The sequence below is a fragment of the Gallintestinimicrobium sp. genome (assembly GCF_046968865.1).
Classification (GTDB): domain Bacteria; phylum Bacillota; class Clostridia; order Lachnospirales; family Lachnospiraceae; genus Gallintestinimicrobium; species Gallintestinimicrobium propionicum.
In genome coordinates this window covers 12,907-35,462 of record NZ_JBKVPW010000010.1, presented here as the reverse complement: position 1 = coordinate 35,462, position 22,556 = coordinate 12,907, and the positions used below count along the sequence as shown (strand labels likewise).

Here is a 22,556-nt window from a genome sequence, read left to right as displayed (position 1 = left end):
CCCCGCGTATTATTTTTCCACGCGGTTATAGTTAATCAGACATCCTTTCAGGATGATCTGGCGCTCTTCATCGGTCAGCTCACCGAGGGTTACGGTAAACGGCTTCAAGCCGTTTGCATCTACCACATATCCTGTAATTTCTGCAGCCTTTTCCTCTACCGCCTTGCGGATGCCGGGGAAGAAGAGGTAATCATGGTTGGTAAACGGAAGATCTCCGTCCGGAATGACGAACGGAAGCATGCCCCAGTTGATCAGATTGGAACGATAACGTTTGGTCGCATATTCGTTTGCAATATTTGCCCAACCGCCCAGCACCTTCTGGCAGCTTGCAGCCTGCTCTCTCGCAGAACCATCTCCGGGCTTTACTGCGAAAATCGTGGAACCGAACCCGATGTTGTCGTTTGCAGCCTGCGGGAACTGCACATGGATTTCATCCATAATTTCTGCCAGCTCCGGTTTTACAGTCACTGGATCCTTGCCATCCATCAAAGCTTCCTGCGCCTTGTGGATTTCCTTTGCCAGTCCGACATAGGCAGGATCCTTGCGGGACAGGGTAAACTCTGCCAGTCCAAGAGGATTGGAGCGGTAAGAGCTTGTCTCTCCGGACGGAATCAGCTCGTCTGTCGTCGTAACCGGATCGTGAATCTCGGAAACGACCTGCAGCACCAGATTTTCCGGAAGCGCGCACATCGTCGGCCAGTCCTTGATATTAGGACCGAAATGGATTTCCACAGAGGGATCTGCCACACCATGGGAATCAAATACGCGATTCTGATAAATCTTCGAATCAAAATGATACTGATATTTGCCGATGGGTCCGTCGAATTCAGTCGCCGCTGTCAGGCGTCCCTGATTTGCCGCAGTCGCCGCAATCGAACGGGCATCCATCAGAGCTACCGAAGCAATCTGGCCGTTCTGCAGCTTGGAGCCTTCGCGGTTCGGGAAGTTTCTTGTAGAATGACGGATCGAGAACGCATTGTTTGCAGGCGTATCGCCAGCACCGAAGCAAGGACCGCAGAACGCAGTCTTCATAACAGCTCCCGTTTCCAGAATCGTCGCCGCACAGCCATTTTTAATCAGTTCCATATAAATCGGCATGGAAGCCGGATACACACTCAATGTAAACTCCTGATTTCCGATATAGCTGCCCTTTAAAATGTCCGCGGCCGCACAGATATTTTCAAAGCCGCCGCCTGCGCAGCCTGCAATGATTCCCTGATCCACATAAAATCTGCCGTCACGCACTTTATCCTTCAAGCTGTAAGGTACCGCATTATCCAGACTGACTGCAGCCTTTTTCTCTACATCTGCAAGGATATCTGTCAGGTTCGCATTCAGCTCTTCAATCGTATAGGTATTGCTCGGATGGAACGGCATTGCAATCATCGGCTTTACCTTTGATAAATCAACCTCAATCAGGCCGTCATAGTACGCCGTCTGTCCGGGTGCCAACTCTTTATACTCTGCCTCTCTTCCGTGAATTTCATAAAATTCGCGGATCTGGTCATCTGTCTGCCAGATGGAAGAAAGACATGTTGTCTCTGTCGTCATAACGTCGATGCCGATTCTGAAATCCGCACTTAAATTTGCAACGCCGGGGCCAACAAACTCCATCACTTTATTTTTTACATAACCGTTTGCAAAAACAGCGCCGATAATCGCCAGAGCAACGTCCTGCGGACCAACGCCTTTTTCCGGCTTGCCGGTCAGATAAACGCCGACAACCTCAGGCATACGGATATCATAGGTCTGGTTCAACAGCTGCTTTACCAGCTCCGGACCGCCCTCGCCCATCGCCATCGTTCCCAGCGCACCATAACGGGTGTGGGAATCAGAGCCAAGGATCATCTTGCCGCCGCCTGCGAGCATTTCTCTTGCAAACTGGTGGATAACCGCCTGATGAGGAGGTACATAAACGCCGCCGTATTTCTTTGCACAAGTCAGTCCGAATAAATGATCGTCCTCATTGATCGTTCCGCCGACCGCACACAGGGAGTTGTGGCAGTTGGTCAGAACATAAGGAATCGGGAACTTCGTCAACCCCGATGCGCGCGCGGTCTGAATAATTCCGACAAAGGTAATATCATGGCTTGTCAGCTTATCAAATTTAATTTTCAGCTTTTCCATGTTGCCGGAAGTATTGTGATTCTCTAAAATTCCGTACGCAATGGTCTGCTTCTTTGCTTCTTCTTTGGATACTGTCCGTCCGGTCTTTGCCGCAAGCTCTGCCTGCGCCTTGGGACCGTCCGCTATGATTTCAGCGCCGTTTACCAGCCAGGCGCCGCCGTTTGCCAATGTAACCATAGGAACCTCCTTTTTCACTTTGCTATACTAAAGTAGTATAACGAAAAAAGGCTGCACTTGCAAGCCTTTTATGTTTCCAGTTCACTCGTACCTTTTTGTAAGCAGATTTCATGCTCGCATGAAAATCTGCTTACAAAAAGGTACGGAGGGAGCGCCACTTTATGAGCAAAAATGAGCTGCGAAGCAGCGGAGAGCGTCGAAGACGCGCTTTTGCGAATGGCGCGTGTGAACTGTAACAATCTGCGAAGGGTGTGTCACTTACACACGCCCCTGCGAGCGGATCGCTGCCGCGATCTCCTGCAGTCTCGGCAGGCATGCATCAAAAAACATCCGATAGGACTGGCAGAAGTAATTTTCTCCCGGTCTGCTTCCCGGCTGCTCCCGGTGCCGCCTGCAGCCGCCCCGGCAGATCATGAAATAAGGACAGGCGCGGCATTCTTCTGTATGATTGCAGGAAGCTTCCACAAATCCCTGCTTTAATCGTCTCTCATGAATCGTTTCAAACGAATCCTCATTTAAATTTCCGATCCGATACTCGTCGAGTACATAAAAGTCACACGGATACACGCTGCCGTCCGCCTCCACGATATTCTGGAAGCTGCAGACGCCCCGCTGCTCGCACGATTCCGGGAACTGTCCCAGTAAAATCCCGACATAATTTTCAAACTGGCGGATATAGGGCTGTTTTCCCTGCCGTAAATCCAGATCCCACAGTTCGAACAGCTCGATCAGAAACCTTCCGTACATCTCCGGGGAAAGAGAATATTCCTCCTGCCCCTGGCGTTCGCTGATGGGATCGAGACAGGCGATATACTGCTGCCACGAAAATCCCAGCTTCCGGAAATTTTCATAAATCCGGCGAATCTTCGGCGCCGTCTTGCCGTTTACCACCATCAGCACGTTAAATTCCACACCGGCAGCTTCCAAAAGCTTCGCTGATTCCAAAACGCGGAAATAGGTGTCTTTTCCTACAGCATCCTTCCGGTACAGATCATGCGTCGCCTTGATTCCATCCACAGAAAGACCGATCAGAAAATGATTTTTTGCAAAAAACTGACACCATTCCTCATTCAGCGCATAGCCGTTCGTCTGCAATGCGTGGGAAATCGTAACATTTTTGGTATTATATTTTTGTTCCAGACGAATACATTCCCGGAAAAAATCCAGCCCTGCCAGCGTCGGTTCCCCGCCCTGGAACGCGATCGTACAGGAGCCTTCTGCAAATTCCAGTGTCCGTCTGATCACGTTTTCCAGCGTGGCAAAGCTCATAATGCCATAAGAAGCCTGGCTGCGCTTTTCCATTTCGTCCGCATAAAAACAATATTGACAACGCATGTTGCACAGGCCGGATGCGGGCTTCATCATCACATGAATCGCAGGCATCAGAGATATTTCTCCACAATCGCATTCATCTGATCCCATTTTGCTTCCATATCCGCAACGAGCTTGAACTGTGTTCTTGCACGGTCGAGGTTATGGTTCTCACGGTGGATCTTGAAATAAATATCGTTCTGCAGATGATCCGTCAGGAAACGCATACCGCATTCCAGCGTCATCAGCTTCGCGCCCATCGGCATCAGGCGAATTTCTTTCTCCGTCAGGCTGCCTGCACAGCCTTCCGTGTAGCCTTTGGTATAAATTTCAAATAAGTTCATATCACAGGATACCAGATCCAGGTTCTGCTCGTCCTCTGCAGCAGTGCTTGCGCCGAAACGGATCGAATCGCCGTAATCGTACAGCGCACTTCCCGGCATAACAGTATCCAGATCGATGACACAAAGACCTTTGCCGGTCTTATTGTCAATCATAACATTGTTTAACTTGGTATCATTGTGGGTAACACGCAGCGGGATCTCTCCGTTTGCCAGCGCATCGCAGATGATATGGCAGTCTGCCTCTCTCGCTTTGACAAATTCGATCTCTGCCTGCACGTCCTTTGCACGTCCGACTACGTCTTCCTCTACTGCTTTTAAGAAGTTGTGAAAACGGTCTACCGTATTGTGGAAGTTTTTGATCGTCTCATGCAGGGTTGCTGCCGGATAATCTGCCAGCAGCTGCTGAAAATGTCCGAATGCAACCGCGCTGTTGTAAAAATCCTCCGGCTTTTCTACCAGATCAAAGCAGGTCGCATCATCAATGAATACATAGCTTCTCCAATAATCACCTGTTTCATCCTGTAAATAGTTCGCGCCATCCTTTGTCAGGATAATGTTAAGTGTCTCACGCTCCGGATCGCCGCCGGCTGCAATAATTTTTTTCCGTAAGAACGTTGTAACATTTACAACATTTTCCATCAGTTCCTTCGGATTCCGGAAAATATCGTCATTCATGCGCTGCAAAATATAATGCTTGTTGCTGCCGTCCTCAAGCTCACAGGTCAGCATAAACGTATCGTTGATATGACCGCTGCCATAGGGACTCATCTTTGTAATTTTCCCTGCAAACCGAAAGTTCTCCGCCACTTTCCGGCAGATCTCTTCTTTCTTATTCAAGTGCTCCATTGTATTTCACCCTCCGTATAACTCTCCTGTCCGTCTCCTTTTGTAACTTATCACATTATATCACGAGCCCGCGCTGACGCGCTTTACCGCCTGCTGCGCAGGCTGCTCGTTCTCTAATGGCACAAGAAAAACAAATGCCGCCTTCGGCGTCGCTTGTTTTTCTCTTGTGCTCATAATTTTACAACATTTTACATCGTTTGTACATTGCTTTCCCACAAGAGGTACCTTTTATGAAAAAGGATCCTGCAAAGCAGGATTCTCCGCCTGCGGCGGGTCGCGCAAGCGACATTCTTCCATTCCGCCGCAGTGCGATCCTCGCGGAGCGTTTTTATCGTATAGAAACGAAGTTTCCTATACGATAAAAAAACGGCATAGCAGAAACTGCCATGCCGTTTTTCGTAAAAATCTCCATTCCGCAGGCGCTTTGCGCCGAAGGAATCGCGAGGCGAACGTCCAGTTCGGCTCTGCGATCATAGCTACTTTGTGACGCCTGCGGCACAAATAGCTGTGTGAAAAATAAGCGATCACGCTTATTTTTCACACTATACTCCGTTAAAAACGTGGTTTACTTTATTATTCTGTTTATTTCGACAGTTCCGGCTTGCTCGGAAGAATCACTTTTTCCTGATGCCAGATATCGCGCTCGTACTCTTCGATCGTACGGTCAGAGCTGAACTTGCCTGCGCACGCTACATTTAAGAGCGCGCTCTTTGCCCAGTTCTTCTCATCCTTATAAGCTGCTTCTACGCGGCGCTGTGCTTCTGCATAGGACTTGAAGTCCGCCAGAATGAAGTAAGTATCTGCCTTCGCAGTGTCCTGCGTATTTAACAGGGAGTTATACAGCGGTCTGAACAGCTCGGAATCCTGAGGGGAATAGGTTCCGTTGATCAGCTGCATCAGCACGCGGCGGATATCCTGATCGTTGTTGAAGATATCCATCGGGTTGTAGCCGCCGTAGTTTTCGTACTGGATAACCTGCTCTGCGCTCAGGCCGAAGATGAAGGCATTTTCCTTGCCGACCTCTTCTACGATCTCGACGTTCGCACCGTCCATCGTGCCCAGGGTCAGCGCACCGTTTAACATGAACTTCATGTTGCCGGTACCGGAAGCTTCCTTGCTGGCGGTGGAAATCTGCTCAGATACATCTGCCGCTGCGAAAATCCACTCCGCATTGGATACGCGGTAGTTTTCGATGAAGACAACCTTGATTCTGCCATCTACAACCGGATCGTTGTTGATAACGTCCGCCACGCTGTTGATCAGCTTGATGGTCAGCTTCGCATTTCTATAGCCTGCAGCAGCCTTTGCGCCGAAGATAAAGGTTCTCGGATAGAAATCCATATCCGGATGATCCTTTAACTCGTTGTACAGGTACATGATGTGCAGGATATTCATCAGCTGACGTTTGTACTCATGCAGACGCTTTACCTGTACGTCAAAGATGGATCTTGGATCCACTTCGATACCGTTGTGCTCACGGATATATTTTGCAAGGCGAACCTTGTTCTGATATTTGATGTTCATGAACTCCTGCTGAGCTTTTTCATCGTCCGCATAAATGCGAAGCCTGGAAAGTGCCGGCAGATCTGTGATCCACTCGTCTCCGACATGATCCGTTACCCAGTCAGCCAGCAGCGGATTTGCATGCAGTAAAAATCTTCTCTGTGTGATACCGTTTGTCTTGTTGTTGAACTTCTCCGGCATCATTTCGTAGAAGTCTCTCAGCTCCTGTTTTTCCAGGATCTCAGTGTGTAAGCGTGCAACGCCGTTTACGGAATGACCGCCTACGATTGCCAGATGCGCCATCTTAACCTGTCCGTCGTAGATGATCGCCATTTTGCGGATCTTCTCCTGATTGCCAGGATACATCTGCTGAATGCGCAGAACGAATCTTCTGTTGATCTCTTCTACGATCTGATAAATTCTGGGAAGCAGACGGGAGAACAGCTCGATAGGCCATTTTTCCAACGCTTCGGACATGATCGTATGATTGGTGTATGCGCAGGTCTTGCAGGTGATTTCCCATGCTTCGTCCCAGGACAAATCATGGTCATCCATCAGGACACGCATCAGCTCTGCTACTGCAACGGTCGGATGAGTATCATTTAACTGGAATGCGACCTTTTCATGGAACTTATGCAGATCTGTATGGGTGCGCATATATTTGTCTACTGCTTCCTGTACAGATGCAGAAATAAAGAAATACTGCTGTTTTAAGCGCAGCTCCTTACCTGCATAATGGTTATCGTTTGGATACAGAACCTCAACGATATTGCGTGCAAGGTTTTCCTGTTCTACGGCTTTCTGATAATCTCCCTTGTCAAAGGAATCCAGGCTGAAGCACTCTACCGGCTGCGCATCCCAGATTCTCAGGGTGTTGACAATGCCGTTGCCATAGCCGACGATCGGCATATCGTAAGGAACAGCCTGTACGGACTGATAGCCTTCCTGCTTGAAAATGGTACGGCCGTTTTCATCCACATAAGAGCTTACCCAGCCGCCGAATTTTACCTCTTTTGCATACTCGGGACGGCGCAGCTCAAAGGGATAGCCGTCAGCCAGCCAGTTGTCCGGCACTTCTACCTGATAACCATCGCGGATCTCCTGACGGAACATACCGTAACGATACCGGATACCACAGCCGTATGCCGCATAGTTTAAGGTTGCAAGAGAATCCAAAAAGCATGCTGCCAGACGTCCCAGACCGCCGTTACCCAGCGCGGGATCGGGCTCCTGATCCTCGACAAGGTTTAAATCTACGCCAAGCTCGTCCAGAGCCTCCGCCACTTCTTTATAAGCGCGCAGGTTAATCAGATTGTTGCCCAGCGCACGACCCATCAGGAACTCCATGGACATATAGTAGACGATCTTCGGATCTTTTTTTTCGTACTCTTTCTGAGTCGCCATCCAGTTGTCTACAACAACGTCCTTAATCGCATAGGATACTGCCTGAAAAATCTGCTGTTCGGTAGCTTCTTCCAGCGTTCTGCGGTAAAGAGTCTTGATATTGTTCAGTACGGTACCCTTAAAAAGCTCTTTATCAAACTTCATGGGTGCTTTTTTCAACATAAATTCTCCTCCTGTGTACAATGAAGCGCTTTTTGTTCTTCCGTATTCTGCAGCTGTCCGCAGAACACTTTACGCCACAATATTCTCATTATACCATGCTTTTTGGGTGTCGCAACTGTTTCCTCTTCCGTTTTCGTACTTTTTACAATGCACGAACCTTCCCTGTGCCTGTGCACCACCGTTTACAGCATTTCTTTCTTTTTTCGGAAGAAAATTCCCTCTCCGTATCCGGCATGTCCGCCCGAAAGCAACAGTTTCTTGTAGCCGCGCTGGATCGTGGTTTCCTCCGGCAGGGCTTCCGGGTTTCCATCATATTCCCGGTTGTAAATTCTCCACAGATCACCATCCCCTTCTTCCGTTTTGTAAATGTCAAAAAAGGACATAAACTGCACAATTCCGGAATCCGGGCTTAAAAATTCGCGATGGCGCGGATACAGCAGCCACGATTCACAGAAAAAGGCGATTTCCTCTCCCGGAAACGCGTCCGCAAAAAACGCTGCCGCCTGCCGAAACGATGCCTCGCAGTCCTCTTTTTTCAACGGTCCACAGGACGGAATGTGCATATTGATGACCTTTGTCATGCCTTCCGGGCGCACATGTCCGGTCTTTTCATAGCTTTCCGGGAAATCCATCAGCTCAAACTGCAGTCTGCCCAGTGCAAACCGTGTCATCTCAAAAAAACCGTCAAACCACCACGATACAAAGCTTCCCCAGATTCCATACATTTTGCGGCATTCATACAGCTTCCAGTTTAAATCCATACAGGAATCCAGCCAGATCTGCTCTGAAATTCCTTTTTCCTGATACCGCTCCTTTAAGTGCGCCGTCATCAGCAGATAAATCAACAGATCCGCCGTATAGGATGCAATCCCTGCTTCCTTTGCCGCAGTGTCTGCCGCCTTTAATACCTCTTTATAATCCAGCTTGCCGTCCGCCTCGTATACGAGCAGCCATTTCAGAAACGTTTCTTTTGCCGCCGCATTTGCGCAGATTTTCTCCCACGCCTGTTCCATTGTCTCCTTCGCCTCTGCCGGAAACAAAAGTGTATCACAGATTTCCCCGATATAAGTCTGATAATCCCTCATGTTTTTTTCCTGTCCTTTCCCTTGATCGAATGCGCTGCCACAGCCTGTCTGCATGCCCCGTCGCATTCACTTTTTCTGTAAAAAAGAATGTGCCCTGGCACATTCTCGCGCCGAGGCGCGGTTGCTTCGGCAACCATCTACCCTTGCGCCGAGTGCGCATCCTCGCGGAGCGTTTTTATCGTATAGAAACGAAGTTTCCTATACGATAAAAAAGAATCCTGCGAAGCAGGATTCTCCGCCTGCGGCGGGTCGCGCAAGCGACATTCTTCCATTCCGCTGCAGTGCGATCCGTACGAGGCGTTTTTATTTCATAGGACGCATTTTCCTATGAAATAAAAAGTATATTCTTAGCATATAACAGACTGAGGAAAAAGGGAATCGAAAATATTAATTACAGTTCACTCGTGGTTTCTTGTGCGCAGATTCCATGCTCGCATGAGAATCTGTGCACAAGAAACCACGAAGGGAGCACCATTTTATGAGTAAAAATGAGCTGCGAAGCAGCGGAAAGCATCGAAGATGCGCTTTTGCGAATGGTGCGAGTGAACTGTAACTTTTCCCCCTTCAATACCCTTACCTGTAATTTTCTGCTTGCCAATCTGCATTTCCTGCTATATGATTGTACAGGCATGACAACAGAATATGCGCTCTGCAAAATTCTGTCGTCATGAATCATACCGAGTGTTCGTGACCTTCCACTCGTAAAACAAAACTAAAGGAGAAAACAAATGAAAAACAAAAATGTTCTGTACCTCACACAGGCAGCGATGATTGCTGCCCTCTACGTCGTTCTTACGATGATCGCCAATGCCCTCGGCATCGCCAGCGGCAACATTCAGGTTCGCTTCTCGGAAGCCCTCACCGTCCTTCCCTTTCTGACTCCCGCCGCAGTTCCCGGACTCTTTATCGGCTGTCTGATCGCCAACCTCGTGACCGGTGCCATGCTGCCCGATATCATTTTTGGTTCCCTCGCAACCCTGATCGGTGCAATCGGCACATGGATGCTTGGAAAAGCAGCCCTCGGCAAGGACGAAAAGCAGAAAAAGCTTTTCACCTGGCTGTCCCCTCTGCCGCCTATCCTGGCAAACGCCGTGATTATCCCGCCTGTGTTAAAATACGCTTACGGCATCCTTCCGATGTGGTTTTCCGTGATTACCGTAACGGCAGGGGAAATCATTTCCTGCGGTATCTTCGGACTGATTCTGTTGGCTGCGCTGAAAAAATACAAAAACCAGTTGTTCCCCGTTTAAACGGCAAAAACACAAAAAAGGTATCGTCCTCCGCTTTTTGGAGGTTACGATACCTTTTTTCTTTACCTGCAATAGAATGCACGCTCTGCGAGCATTCTATTGTCATGAATATGCAATAAACCGGTTCCCGTTTTCTTCAAACATGCTCCGCGCGTCGTTCATGCCCTTTTTGTAAACAGTTCCGGTCAGCGGGTCCATCAAAACGACATTCTGCTCGTTGAAGCCGATCACCAGCACTGCACTGCCGTCCTGCATCACTGCAAGCACCGGGATTTCCCGGTCAGGATAATATAACACCATATCCAACGTACAGCCCTGGAGGTTTAACACCGTCCGATTGTCTAAATTTTCTTCCAGAATCGTCAGCACGTCCTGCCCGGCTGCCAGCAGCGAGGAGCTGTTTTTCACCATTCCCTCATACTGGAAAATCGTATCCAGGCACACCGCCAGGCTGCTTCTTTCATTGTCCGCATAGTCCCCATCAATCGCCATGATCTGGTTCGAGCTGTGCAGGCGGTCGCGTTTGTTCAAATATCTGCCCGCCTCGTCCGTTACCGCGCCAGCTGCTTCATAGGCTCTGCGCACCGCTGCGGCAGGGTCTTTTTCGATTCCGATCACACCATATTGTCCATATACATAATAACGGTTCTGATCCTCTTCCCCGTTCAGTACAATTTCCCGGCTTCCTTCAAAGATGACCTCCTTCGGAGTGAGGATTTTGACCTTTTTGGCATCCGGAACGGAATTTAATACAATTCGTACGATATTTTCTGTCTCCTGCGTGGACGCTGTCTCCGCATAATTTTTGCTCTCCGGTATCTCATCATTATATAAAATCTGATCCTCCGAAAGCTCCGTCACCCTTCCGTCCGCAAGGGAAATCCTCTCCAGACTGATCTGGTTTTCCTCAATCCGGCAGCCCGTCACATAAACCCCTGCCTGCTCATAGGATTTTAAAATATTTCCCTCAAAATCCTGGATCCTGATCTGATGCATCGGGAACAGCTGATTGCCAACCGCATCCTCCTGCACCTGCTCTGCAGACGCAATTCCGTAGATCAGGTCTTCCCCCATAAAGCCGAGCGCCTGAATAAAATTGCCTTCGCCCGCCTTGAGTTCCGTCAGCTTTCCGCTGTTTAAATTCATGAATTCCAGCGTGCTGCCATAATCCTTCAGATCCTTCTGCCATACCAGCATACTGTCGTTTTCCGCAACCCTGCAGCCAGCCGTGCTAATCCCGGAAACTACGATTTCGCTGGACTTGTCCTCCAGCCCGATATGCCAGATATTGCCGTCCACCATCAGATAGAGGTCGTTTTTACCATTTACATAAGAAAGCGTTTCCAGATCAGCTTTTAACAGCCCGGCACTTTTATTATAAGGAATAAACACCATTTCCTCTGTCACGTTCAGTGTACTGCTGTAGTAGCAGACCGAAACACCACACTCGCCCTCGTGACGGCCGCGGTTCATGTAACCGTATACCAGAAACGTCACGTTTCCGGTTTCATCGACCTGCAAAACCTCATAGCTGTGGTTTTCATAGCGCGCCCGCAGATCGTCGTTGTCCTCGTCCCGGAAAGAATGCAGCCGCGCCAGGCGATTGTCAGCACTGTTGTATACATAAAGCGCTCCAGCCTGTACAAAGGCAAATACATTTCCGCCATCGCTTTCTTTCATGACGACATTTTTATCTGTAATTCCAAGCTGTAATCCGCTTTCCGTAAATCTTGATGATTTTTCCGTAAAATACTGTGTGGCAGTCCGTTCATAATCCAGCAGGTACATTGTGTCCCCTGTATAACGCACCCGGTAATACTCCGTCACGGACGCGCTGACCTGACTGCCTCCCTCTGTATAAGACACCGGATAGCTCAAAACAAAGGAAGCTGTCTGCGGTGCGATTTCTTTTACCCAGATCTGCGGCTTCTCTATCCGCGTCACATCCAGGCTTCCCCAGGTTACCTGGGACGACGTACAATGAATGCCCACATGGGCAAAAGAGGAATTGTCGCCATCTGAATTCGTTTCCAGCTTTTTGGCATAGCCTTTTTCCGCAAAAACCTCTGCATCAAAGGTCGCATCCGAAAAAGACGTCACGAAATCAAGTTTTTCCGTCAGGTAATAATCCGCCTGGATGACCCGCGTATAATAACGCACCTGTCTGCTTTCATCCAGATTCACCAGAAAAATCAGGCTGTATTCCTCGCCTTCTTTCATCAAATCCTTTAACCGGAAGGAAAGATACAGGTCGTCTCCCTCCTGCGTCCCGGTCAGCTCCGTATTTTCAATCAGACGGCTTCCGTCGATGCTGCGCAGTTCATAGGAAACGCCCGCAATTTCCGTACCGTACCCGTGCACCACTGCGCTGATCTGACGCGCTGTTTTGATCGGCGTAATGCTTTCCCGCATATCCGCCGTATCCATCTGCATTGTGTATCCGTACATCTGATTGATTTCCTGACCGTCTTCCACAATTGCCATTGTGGGCAGACTGGCCGCCGGCATCGGTGCAGTCATATCCCCATTTCCCTGATTGGCGACCATGCTGATCACAACCAGCGAAATCACAAATATCACAACAAAGGCAATGCCCTTGATAACCGTTTTCTTCAAACCAACTCTCCTTCCAGAAGCTTCTGCAGCGTCGTATGGATCTGCAGGGTTTCCGCCAGCCTTTTGCTATCCGGCTTTTTATAGCCCGGTTCTTTGCTGCACTGCCCGGACTTCTGCTCTGCTTCCGTCAAACCGCTCTGTCCATTCGCCATCCCTGCGTCTACTCTGCGCACTGCACGAAGCAGGATATTTTTAGGAGTATGCTCCATATCGATAAACTCCAACACCTGGGTATCATAGCCATTTTCTTCCAGCAGATCGGCTCGCAGGGCATCTGTAAACAATGCCGAAAGCCGCTCTTTGATCAAACCATATTTCAGCGCGCCCTCCAGCGGCTCACATGCGATCTGCTTATTGACCTCATGCTGACAGCAGGGCACGGATAAAATAACACCCGCATGCCATTTCATCGCCTTATACAGGGCATAATCGGTCGCCGTGTCGCAGGCGTGCAGCGTCACAACCATGTCCGCGCTGTCCGTTCCCGTATAATCTGCAATATCTCCATGCAAAAACGAAAGCCCTTCATAATGATATTTCTTCGCCAGCTCGTTGCAATGCACGATCACGTCTTTTTTCAGATCAAGTCCCGTCACTTCCAGTGTCAGTCCCTTTAATTCATGCAGATAATAATACATGGCAAAAGTCAGATAAGACTTACCGCAGCCAAAGTCAATAATATGCACCGGACGATCCTTGGGCAGGAGTGGCCAGATGTCCTCAATAAACTCCAGAAAACGGTTGATCTGACGGAACTTATCGTACCGCGACGTTATCACTTTTCCTTCTTTGGTCTGCACTCCCAGATCCACCAGAAAGGGAACCGGACGTCCTTCTTCCAGAATATAGCGTTTCTTTCTGTTGTGGGACAACGAAACCTTAACGTTATCTTCCGAAACGCTGCGCTGCTTTTTGCGCACCGTCATTTTCCCTTTTTTGCTTACCAGCACCGTCGCCTCAAAAGAGGTTGTCTCAACCTGCAGCTGTTTAAAGCTGCCCGAAAGATCGGCTTCCAGAATCGCTGCCGTCTCCTCCGCCGTGTGATTTTCATGAAATACCTGCGTCCCGCGATATGCGGTGATCTGAAACAAAATCCTGTCCTTTAACAGAACCGGGCGAATTTTCTTTTTGCTGCACCCCGTCGCTTCGCCGGTGGCGCCACTCAATGTCATCTGGTAAAGCCCGCCGGTCAGGCTCTCTTCCAACAGCTGTCTTACTTTGTTCATCTTCTTTTCTCCCTAAAAAAAGAATGTGCCTTGGCACATTCTCGCGCCGAGGCGCGGTTGCTTTAGCAACCATCTACCCTTGCGCCGAGTGCGCATCCTCGTAGAGCGTTTATTATCGTATGGAAACGAAGTTTCCTATACGATAATAAAACCGGAAGAAGCATATTATCTTCTTCCGGCTCTATTGTAAAGCTTTATTCTCTTCTGTACAACTTAAAATTTCCGAAAGCCCCTTTTCTGCCTGCGTCTGAAAATTTCTCCGTAGAGCAGAACCTGAATCAGCTCCATGCTTTCAGGGCCAAGCAGCGGCGCAGCCTCCGCTGTTCTGACCGCAGAGTTCATTGCAGCGCCTGCAGATATACGATCGCCTGTCGTGCTCACTTCTCCACCGTCCGCAGGCGCGGCCGCCACTGCCGCAGCCTCTGCCTGCTCGCATTTTTCCTCCTGCTCCAGCACCGCATAAATGTCCTGCGCCATTTTATACAGGGTCATTCTGTCCGGATATTCATCATAAAGGACGCTGCCTTCACTGTCAAACCGTTCCAGCAGCTCTTCGATCCGTTTGCGGTACTTTTTTGCCTGCCTCGGATAAAGCTCCTGCAGATATTCCAGATCGCGCATGACCGTATCCTCTTCCTCCCATATCAGAGGCATCGGATAGGTCATATAAAAGGGAAGTATTTTGGGGTAATAGTTCATCTGCATCCCCCGGCTGTTATTTTTTCTTTATCATATGCAGAATCTTCCCGGAAAGTTTTACAGCCGCCCGCGCCTGCTCCCGTTCCGGTTCTGTGCCGCCATAGCGCGCCTGCTCATACAACTCCGTCAGCTGCTCCCAGTCTTCATGTCCGGTGTCCCCCCATGCCTGCCGGGTCAGCTCCTGCGCAGTCAAGCTGTTTGCCAACCCCAGCCACACTGCCTCTTTCCTTTCCTGTTCCTTTTTCTTTTGCCGCCTGCCAAAGGCGCCTTCTATGGTCTTTTTATAGGCCCGCCGGATCTTCGCAGATGGCTCTATACCGATAAAAAGCTGTGCTCTTTTCCGTTTCTCCCTATAGGCGATGGACTCCGTTTTTTCTTCTACGCCAGCTTCGAGAGTCTCCTTACGTCCCCTGTCAGTCTGATAGAAGCTTTTGATCATCCAGCGGAACAAAAGGACAATGCTCACAAGCACTGCGACGATCAATGCCACCACAATTGACCAGAAAACAAGCTTTCCAAGCACTTCTATCCAAACCGGTGTGGGGCGAACCTCCTCGAACTCTCCCCAGCCCATTTCCATTTCCGGCACACTCACTGTTGCCTGCTCAACAGCCTTCTCCGGTTCTCCGGAAAGCATTGTCAGCAGCCATACGATCAACCATCGAAGTATTTTCCCCAGCCATATGGCACCTTCGGTCAACTTATCCACAAGAGGTGTCGTACAGCACACAATCAGCAGGGCGACACAGACTACGGAATACAGTGCCACAACAATAATTCCCGTCCGGAAAATATTTTTTTCCGGAATCACACCGGCACTGCCCGCATTTATTTTTACATAAGAAAGATAATTGTCCGCATAGCGCTTGATCAGTATTCCGGGCAGCCATACAAAAAAGCTTCCCAAAACAAGCATACAATCCGTCTGGGACTGCTTATAGCTGCAGACCAAAAATGCTGCGATCACCACCACTGCCGCTGCAGGCAGCGGGAACTCCCGTTCCCGTATCACCTGATGCACTCGAAGACGGATGGAATGCAGACCATAAAATACACCAAGCACCGCAATCGCAACTGCACCTACCGGCCAGCTCTTTACCATCAGCGTTGCAAACACAACGACTGCCGGATGCAATAGAAAGAATATCCAGAAATGCTTCAGCTTTTTACGGAACAGATAAAAGCAGACAGGGTACAGGGCTGCAACCAGCCACACACCCACCGGCACACGATCCCCGATCAGTGCATTGAGTGCAATTTCGATGCAGAAAACCACTGCATAGTTTAAAAAGAGTTCGATCCACTCCGAGATTCTTTGCAGATTCTGTTTCATAACCGCCCTCCTTCTTCCACATCAATCAAACGGGTATAAGGGCGGATACCGGCATTTATTTCTGGCCGGATTATACGGTTTACCGGACAGAACCAAATAAATTCTCGTTTTTCTTTCCTGAATTTTTCCAGCAGCTGCTGAAATTCCGGTCGTGCATCCGCAGAAAAGAAAATCGTACAAAGGCTTTCCCTGTCTTCCATTTCTTCCAGCCGCTCCCGGATCGGTTCAAAGGAAGGTGCCGGCTTCTCCAAGTCTATCCGGGCCAGTCCACGGAAAATGCTGTCCAGATGGCCCGCGCCGCAGGATGCTTTCAGGCAGACCGCCTCTTTTGTCAGAAGATCCGGTCCGTTGGTTTCCAGAGAGGTTCTGATGCCCTGTCCGATAAATAGCTCCGCTGCCGCTGCCGCCATTTCAATTGAAGCTTCCAGCAGATCCTCCTGACGTAAAATCGCACCGTCCTCCAGATTTACCACCAGCCGGACAGAGCGCTGGGCGGTGCAGCCCTTTTGATTGACCTTTAATTCCCCGCTTCTTGCGGTCGCTTTCCAGTTTACATCCCGCAGCGTATCCCGCGGCGTATATTCCCGGATCCCCAGATATTCAAAAGGATCCTCCTGCAAATGCCGTTTCGTCGCAACCTCGCCGTTCAACTGCCGCAGCGCGCCGTTAAAATCCATTCCCCGAAATGGTCTGGGGTAGACATACAGCTGGGAATCCACCGGCAGGCTTTTGGGCAACTCATGGGTCAAAAACAGATCTCCCGCCACAACGTCCAGGCCGTTGATCCGGTAAAATCCTCTTTTTTTACAGGTAAACCGCAGACTTCTGATGTGCCTGGTATAGGGACGCACCGAAAAAACATCATTCCGGTAATATTGATCCGTCACACTGCTCTCCGTCCCGGCGTCCTCAAATGCCAATTGCCTCGACACCTGAAATTTTACTTTCAGGACGGGCAACGGCAAAAGTTTCCTGTTTTCAATCGTTTCCAAAAGCTCGCAGCTCTCCCCGCGCACTGTACTTTTACGGGAAAAGGCCAGGGATACAAACAGCTCCTCATCCCAGTGCTTTGCATACCATACAAACTGAATCTCCCACAGCAGCAGGGCTCCCAGAATTATCCATATTATAACCATACCGTTATGCCCTTTCTGATACGCTTATGCGATCGAAAAATCTTCTGTCGGAGCCGGCACAGTGTTTAAAATTTCCTCTATCAGACGCAGCGCATCTGCATAACGATTCTGTCCATAGGAAAGCACCACGCGGTGTGCCATGACCGGTCCGGCCACCGCTTTGACATCATCCGGTGTCACAAAACTTCTGCCTTCCAGATATGCCCACGCCCTGGAGGCACGCATCAGTGCGATCGTTCCTCTGGGACTGACACCCATCACAGTCTGGTCGCTGCTTCTCGTTGCCGCTGACAGATCCGCCAGATAGCCTCGCACTGTCGGGTGCACATACACCTCCATCGCTTCCTTCTGCATTCTCTCAAGGGTCTCCTGATCTATCACCGCTGTCAGCTTCTTTAACGGATCCTCCGTCATATACGTATCCAGGATCTGCACCTCTTCTTCTCTCGTAGGCAGCCCCATGGACAGCTTCATCAGAAATCTGTCCATCTGCGCTTCCGGAAGAGGGAAGGTTCCCGCAGTCTCCACCGGATTTTCTGTCGCCACTACGAAAAACGGCGGCTCTAATTTCTGTGTTTTTCCGTCGATAGTGACCTGACGCTCCTCCATACACTCCAGAAGACCCGCCTGTGTCCGGGGTGCCGCGCGGTTGATCTCGTCTGCCAATAAAATATTAGTAAAAACAGGTCCTTTGTTCAGCACAAATTTCCCGCTCTCTCTGTCATAAATATGTAAGCCTGTGATATCCGCCGGAAGCATATCCGGTGTAAACTGAATTCTTCCGAATTCAATTCCGAGACTGGCAGCCAGTGCTTTGGCAAGTCTTGTTTTCCCTGTTCCGGGCACGTCCTCCAAAAGCACATGTCCATCCGCCAGCAAAGCAGTCAGCAGCAGCTTCGTCACCCGTTCTTTTCCGATAATTACCTTCTGCGTATTTTGCAAAATGTCCAAAATTCTTTTCTGCATGATCTTCCTCCCACAGGCTGCATCCATCTATTCTTTCGTTTTGCAGCTATTTTTAAGCTGCTTCCGCTTTTTTCAATATTATTTTAGGAAAAAGAGGCGCTGTCAACGCAGCGCCTCAATTCTTGCAACGGCTCGTAAAAGAGCTGTCTCCGCACGCGCCATATCCGTATCGGAGCTATGGGCCTGCAATCTTTCTTCCGCCCTCTTCTGGGCAGCCTCTGCTCTTTTGATATCGATCTCACCGGGCCACTCTGCCGCTTCTGCCAGAATCGAAATCTGATCCGGCAAAATCTCTGCAAAACCGGTGTGAAGCGCGGCCTTTTTCTTCCCAGACTCTTCCGTCAGGGTCAAAACACCGGGCTTTAAAATTACCGTCAGGGGGATATGACCGGCGTAAACACCGATCTCTCCCTCCGAAGTATTAAATTCTGCCATGATCGCTGTTCCCTCATAGAACACACGCTCCGGCGTGATAATTTTGATCAGAAAGGTTTTTTCCTCTGCCATGCCGACCTCATTTCTCTGCGGATTTTTCCTGTACCCGCGCCAGCACGTCATCGATGCTTCCTGCATTCAGGAAGTAGCTCTCCGGAATATCATCGTGCTTGCCTTCCAGAATTTCGGAAAAGCTGCGGATGGTCTCCGAAATCGGCACATATTTGCCCGGCAGACCGGTAAACTGTCCAGCTACAAAGAATGGCTGAGACAGGAAACGCTGTACTTTACGCGCTCTGGATACAACCAGCTTATCCTCTTCGGAAAGCTCGTCCATACCGAGGATCGCAATGATATCCTGCAGCTCTTTATACTTCTGCAGAATCTCCTGTACGCCTCTGGCTACACGATAATGCTCCTCACCGACGATTCTGGGATCCAGAATGCGGGAGGTAGACTCCAGCGGATCAACCGCAGGATAAATACCCAGCTCTACAATGGAACGGGAAAGCACTGTTGTCGCATCCAGATGAGCAAATGTCGTTGCCGGTGCAGGGTCCGTCAGGTCATCCGCAGGCACATAAACTGCCTGAACCGATGTGATGGAACCATTCTTGGTGGATGTGATACGCTCCTGCAGAGCGCCCATTTCCGTCTGCAGTGTAGGCTGATACCCTACCGCAGAGGGCATACGTCCCAGCAGAGCGGATACCTCCGAACCTGCCTGGGTGAAGCGGAAAATATTATCAATAAACAACAGCACGTCCTTACCGCCCTGATCACGGAAATATTCTGCCATTGTCAGACCGGTCAGACCGACGCGCATTCTTGCCCCGGGGGGCTCATTCATCTGTCCGAATACCATGGTTGTCTTATCGATAACCCCGGATTCTTTCATTTCATAATACAGGTCATTGCCTTCTCTGGTACGCTCGCCTACACCGGTAAATACAGAGTAGCCGCCGTGCTCTGTTGCAATATTACGGATCAGCTCCTGAATCAGTACGGTTTTGCCTACGCCGGCGCCGCCGAACAGACCGGTCTTACCACCCTTCTGATAGGGGCAAAGCAGGTCAACGACTTTAATACCGGTTTCCAGCATTTCCGCTTTTGTCGACTGATCCTCAAATTTCGGTGCGCTGCGGTGAATCGGCTCAAAGCTGACGCCCTCCGGCATCGGTTTTTCGTCAATCGGCTGACCCAGTACGTTGAACATGCGTCCCAGAGTATTTTCTCCCACCGGAACACTGATCGCAGCGCCGGTTGCGATTGCTTCCATTCCTCTGCGCAGACCGTCTGTCGAACCCATGGCAATACATCTTACCGTATCGTCTCCCAGATGCTGGGAAACTTCGGCAACCAGCTCGCCGCCGTCCTCACGCTTAATCCGGATCGCCTCATTGATCAGCGGAAGCTCACCCGCCTGGAAGCGAATATCCAGTACGGCACCGATGACCTGTGTGATCCTTCCAATTTTTTCTGCTGCCATAAACTGTCTCCTTGTTTCCTATTCTGCCGGCTAGCCGATCGCCGCAGCACCGCTGATAATTTCGGTCAGCTCCTGGGTGATCGCGCCCTGACGCGCTCTGTTGTACAGCAGCGTCAGATCTTCCAGCATTTCCTCAGCATTGCCCGTTGCAGAATCCATCGCCTGCATCCGCGCGCCGTTTTCACTGGCAGCTGCTTCCAGCAGTCCGCCGTAAATCATACTGATCATATATTTGGGAATCAGCATTTCCAGAATGCTTTCTTCCTCCGCTTCAAAGTTCATCTGAAGCTTTAAGCCTGCAGAACCCTCCCGTTCCACCTTTTCATCCACGTCCTTTTTCGAAACCGGAAGCAGACGGATCAGCCTGGGTTCATGCACAACTGTATTGATAAAAGAAGTATAGGCCAGCCAGATTTCGCCTACCTCGCCCTGTGCAAAGCTTGTCAGAACGCGTCTGCCCAAAGCAGCCGCATCCGCATAGGTAGGTTCCTCGCAGATATCCGAGCAGTCCAGGCTGATCTTGCAGCCTGCACGCTGCAGCGCGTCCTTGCCCTTTTTGCCGACAGCATAAATGTCAAGCTCCTTCAGGTCAAAATTTCCCTGTGTGATCAGCTTGACCACATTCGCATTATAGCCGCCCGCAAGTCCGCGGTTGGATGTCATCACGATCACTGCCTTGCGCGGGTTATCCCCGCCCTGCAGATACGGATGGCTGATCCCGGCAGAACGCTCCAGGATGGACTGCATGGTCTGATAAACCCCATCGGAATAAGGTCTGGTATGCTCCGCCTTTTCCCGTGCCTTCTGCAGCTTGACGGTGGCAACCAGCTTCATTGCCCTGGTGATCTGTCCGGTGCTCTGGATACTGCTTCTTCTTCTCTTAATGTCTCTCATGGAAGCCATGTCCTGTCACCTGCCCTTCTCCATCCTATTTGAATTCTGCCTTAAACTCTGTGATCGCCTTTTTCAGAAGTGCATCCGTCTCGTCAGAAATCACTTTCTCGGTGCGGATCGCCTTTGGAACTTCCGGATATTTCTTATCGAGGAATGTGAAAAATTCCTGTTCGAACCGGGTAATCTGGTCAACCTCTACATCCAGCAAATATTTTCCTGTTGCCACATACAGCGTGATAACCTGGTATTCTACCGGCATGGGCTGATACTGAGGCTGCTTTAATACCTCCCGGATTCTCTCGCCCTGCGCCAGCTTTTCGCGGGTATCTGCATCCAGCTCGGAACCAAACTGGGAGAAGGCCGCCAGTTCACGGTACTGTGCCAGCTCGACACGGATCGGCGCTGCAATCTTCTTCATCGCCTTGATCTGTGCAGAACCGCCTACACGGGATACGGACAGACCGGCGTTGACTGCAGGACGGAAGCCCTCATGGAACATTTCCGTTTCCAGATAAATCTGACCATCCGTGATAGAAATAACGTTGGTCGGGATGTATGCAGAAACATCTCCTGCCTGTGTCTCAATGATCGGCAATGCAGTCAGGGAACCGCCGCCATGCTCGTCATTCATTCTTGCTGCACGCTCCAGAAGTCTGGAATGCAGATAGAAGACATCACCAGGATAAGCCTCACGGCCAGGCGGACGCTTTAACAGCAGGGAGAGTGTACGGTATGCAGCCGCATGCTTACTTAAATCGTCATAAACGACCAGCACATCTTCTCCCTTTTCCATCCATTCTTCACCCATTGCACAGCCTGCATACGGTGCGATGTACTGCAGCGGAGCAAGCTCACTTGCAGTGGAAGCTACGACAGTCGTATATGCCATAGCGCCGTACTCCTCCAGCGTATTTACGATGGAAGCTACGGTAGAAGCCTTCTGGCCGATGGCGACATAAATACACTTTACGCCCTGGCCCTTCTGGTTGATGATGGTGTCGATGGCAATTGCAGTTTTACCTGTCTGTCTGTCGCCGATAATCAGCTCACGCTGTCCGCGTCCGATCGGAACCATGGAATCGATTGCCTTGATTCCGGTCTGAAGAGGGGTATCTACGGATTTACGGGTAATAACGCCGCTTGCCACACGCTCAATTTTGCGGTAGGCATCCGTCTGCACGGGTCCCTTGCCATCGATAGGCTGACCCAGCGCATTTACAACACGTCCCAGCAGCGCATCGCCCGCCGGAACCTCAACTACATGTCCTGTTGTCCGGACCTGATCACCCTCACTGATGCTGCCCGCACCAAGCAGTACAGCACCTACGTTGTCCTCCTCCAGATTCAGTACCATGCCGAATACATCATTGGGGAATGCCAGCAGCTCACCCTGCATCGCATTCTCCAGTCCATGGATTCTGGCAATGCCGTCCGCTACCCAGATAACGGTACCGACATCCGATACTTCCAGCCTGGAGGCATATCGCTCAATCTGTTCTTTAATAACAGAACTGATTTCCTCAGGTCTTAAATTCATGGATTTTACTCCCTTC

17 protein-coding genes are annotated in these 22,556 nt (G+C 50.1%); 1 reads left to right on the top strand and 16 read right to left on the bottom strand.

Annotation, left to right across the window (positions count from 1 at the left end):
• Positions 1 to 9 precede the first annotated feature (9 nt).
• The 6 genes from ACLTOQ_RS09870 to ACLTOQ_RS09845 all read right to left on the bottom strand — a co-directional run bounded on the left by ACLTOQ_RS09870 (position 10) and on the right by ACLTOQ_RS09845 (position 8,959).
• The gene (locus ACLTOQ_RS09870; protein ID WP_117960536.1) at positions 10 to 2,304 is read right to left on the bottom strand and encodes a hydratase; all 2,295 of its coding nucleotides are present in this window, start codon (positions 2,302 to 2,304) and stop codon (positions 10 to 12) included.
• Between the two features lie 258 nt (positions 2,305 to 2,562).
• Positions 2,563 to 3,687: an anaerobic sulfatase maturase gene (locus tag ACLTOQ_RS09865; protein ID WP_412287735.1), complete on the bottom strand. Its 1,125-nt coding sequence runs from the start codon at positions 3,685 to 3,687 to the stop codon at positions 2,563 to 2,565.
• Positions 3,687 to 4,805 carry an aminoglycoside phosphotransferase family protein gene (locus tag ACLTOQ_RS09860; protein WP_337598154.1) on the bottom strand — a complete coding sequence of 373 codons (1,119 nt, stop codon included), beginning with the start codon at positions 4,803 to 4,805 and terminating at the stop codon, positions 3,687 to 3,689. Before ACLTOQ_RS09860 ends, ACLTOQ_RS09865 begins: the two co-directional genes overlap by 1 nt.
• 328 nt (positions 4,806 to 5,133) lie before the next feature.
• Positions 5,134 to 5,346, bottom strand: coding sequence for a hypothetical protein (locus ACLTOQ_RS09855; RefSeq protein ID WP_147365081.1), 213 nt, complete (start codon positions 5,344 to 5,346; stop codon positions 5,134 to 5,136).
• A 41-nt stretch (positions 5,347 to 5,387) separates the two neighbouring features.
• On the bottom strand, positions 5,388 to 7,874 hold the full coding sequence (locus ACLTOQ_RS09850) for a glycogen/starch/alpha-glucan phosphorylase (protein ID WP_349174796.1): 2,487 nt from the start codon (positions 7,872 to 7,874) through the stop codon (positions 5,388 to 5,390).
• A 182-nt stretch (positions 7,875 to 8,056) separates the two neighbouring features.
• On the bottom strand, positions 8,057 to 8,959 hold the full coding sequence (locus tag ACLTOQ_RS09845) for an acyltransferase domain-containing protein (RefSeq protein ID WP_412288064.1): 903 nt from the start codon (positions 8,957 to 8,959) through the stop codon (positions 8,057 to 8,059).
• A 728-nt stretch (positions 8,960 to 9,687) separates the two neighbouring features.
• Here ACLTOQ_RS09845 and ACLTOQ_RS09840 point away from each other — a divergent pair.
• Positions 9,688 to 10,209 carry a QueT transporter family protein gene (locus tag ACLTOQ_RS09840; protein ID WP_117962694.1) on the top strand — a complete coding sequence of 174 codons (522 nt, stop codon included), beginning with the start codon at positions 9,688 to 9,690 and terminating at the stop codon, positions 10,207 to 10,209.
• Between the two features lie 102 nt (positions 10,210 to 10,311).
• Here ACLTOQ_RS09840 and ACLTOQ_RS09835 read toward each other — a convergent pair whose 3' ends face one another.
• From ACLTOQ_RS09835 to atpA, 10 genes are all read right to left on the bottom strand, one after another.
• The gene (locus tag ACLTOQ_RS09835; RefSeq protein ID WP_412287714.1) at positions 10,312 to 12,825 is read right to left on the bottom strand and encodes a hypothetical protein; all 2,514 of its coding nucleotides are present in this window, start codon (positions 12,823 to 12,825) and stop codon (positions 10,312 to 10,314) included.
• Positions 12,822 to 14,051 carry a class I SAM-dependent methyltransferase gene (locus ACLTOQ_RS09830; protein ID WP_412319329.1) on the bottom strand — a complete coding sequence of 410 codons (1,230 nt, stop codon included), beginning with the start codon at positions 14,049 to 14,051 and terminating at the stop codon, positions 12,822 to 12,824. The genes ACLTOQ_RS09835 and ACLTOQ_RS09830 overlap by 4 nt, the downstream gene beginning before the upstream one ends.
• Positions 14,052 to 14,264: 213 nt before the next feature.
• Positions 14,265 to 14,750, bottom strand: coding sequence for a hypothetical protein (locus ACLTOQ_RS09825; RefSeq protein ID WP_412287712.1), 486 nt, complete (start codon positions 14,748 to 14,750; stop codon positions 14,265 to 14,267).
• 16 nt (positions 14,751 to 14,766) lie between these two features.
• Complete coding sequence (locus tag ACLTOQ_RS09820; RefSeq protein ID WP_412319328.1) at positions 14,767 to 16,083, bottom strand: DUF4129 domain-containing protein; 1,317 nt, start codon at positions 16,081 to 16,083, stop codon at positions 14,767 to 14,769.
• Positions 16,080 to 17,219 (bottom strand): DUF58 domain-containing protein, encoded by a 1,140-nt coding sequence (locus ACLTOQ_RS09815; protein ID WP_412319327.1) that lies wholly within the window; start codon positions 17,217 to 17,219, stop codon positions 16,080 to 16,082. The genes ACLTOQ_RS09820 and ACLTOQ_RS09815 overlap by 4 nt, the downstream gene beginning before the upstream one ends.
• A gap of 24 nt (positions 17,220 to 17,243) precedes the next feature.
• Positions 17,244 to 18,185: an AAA family ATPase gene (locus ACLTOQ_RS09810; protein WP_412319326.1), complete on the bottom strand. Its 942-nt coding sequence runs from the start codon at positions 18,183 to 18,185 to the stop codon at positions 17,244 to 17,246.
• A 102-nt stretch (positions 18,186 to 18,287) separates the two neighbouring features.
• Positions 18,288 to 18,692 (bottom strand): ATP synthase F1 subunit epsilon, encoded by a 405-nt coding sequence (gene atpC / locus ACLTOQ_RS09805; RefSeq protein ID WP_117962741.1) that lies wholly within the window; start codon positions 18,690 to 18,692, stop codon positions 18,288 to 18,290.
• Between the two features lie 7 nt (positions 18,693 to 18,699).
• The gene (atpD, locus tag ACLTOQ_RS09800) at positions 18,700 to 20,109 is read right to left on the bottom strand and encodes a F0F1 ATP synthase subunit beta (protein ID WP_021914101.1); all 1,410 of its coding nucleotides are present in this window, start codon (positions 20,107 to 20,109) and stop codon (positions 18,700 to 18,702) included.
• Between the two features lie 30 nt (positions 20,110 to 20,139).
• A complete protein-coding gene (atpG, locus tag ACLTOQ_RS09795) occupies positions 20,140 to 21,012 on the bottom strand; it encodes an ATP synthase F1 subunit gamma (RefSeq protein ID WP_412319325.1) in 873 nt (290 codons plus the stop codon).
• A gap of 25 nt (positions 21,013 to 21,037) precedes the next feature.
• On the bottom strand, positions 21,038 to 22,540 hold the full coding sequence (gene atpA, locus ACLTOQ_RS09790) for a F0F1 ATP synthase subunit alpha (protein WP_021914099.1): 1,503 nt from the start codon (positions 22,538 to 22,540) through the stop codon (positions 21,038 to 21,040).
• Between the last annotated feature and the right edge of the window lie 16 nt (positions 22,541 to 22,556).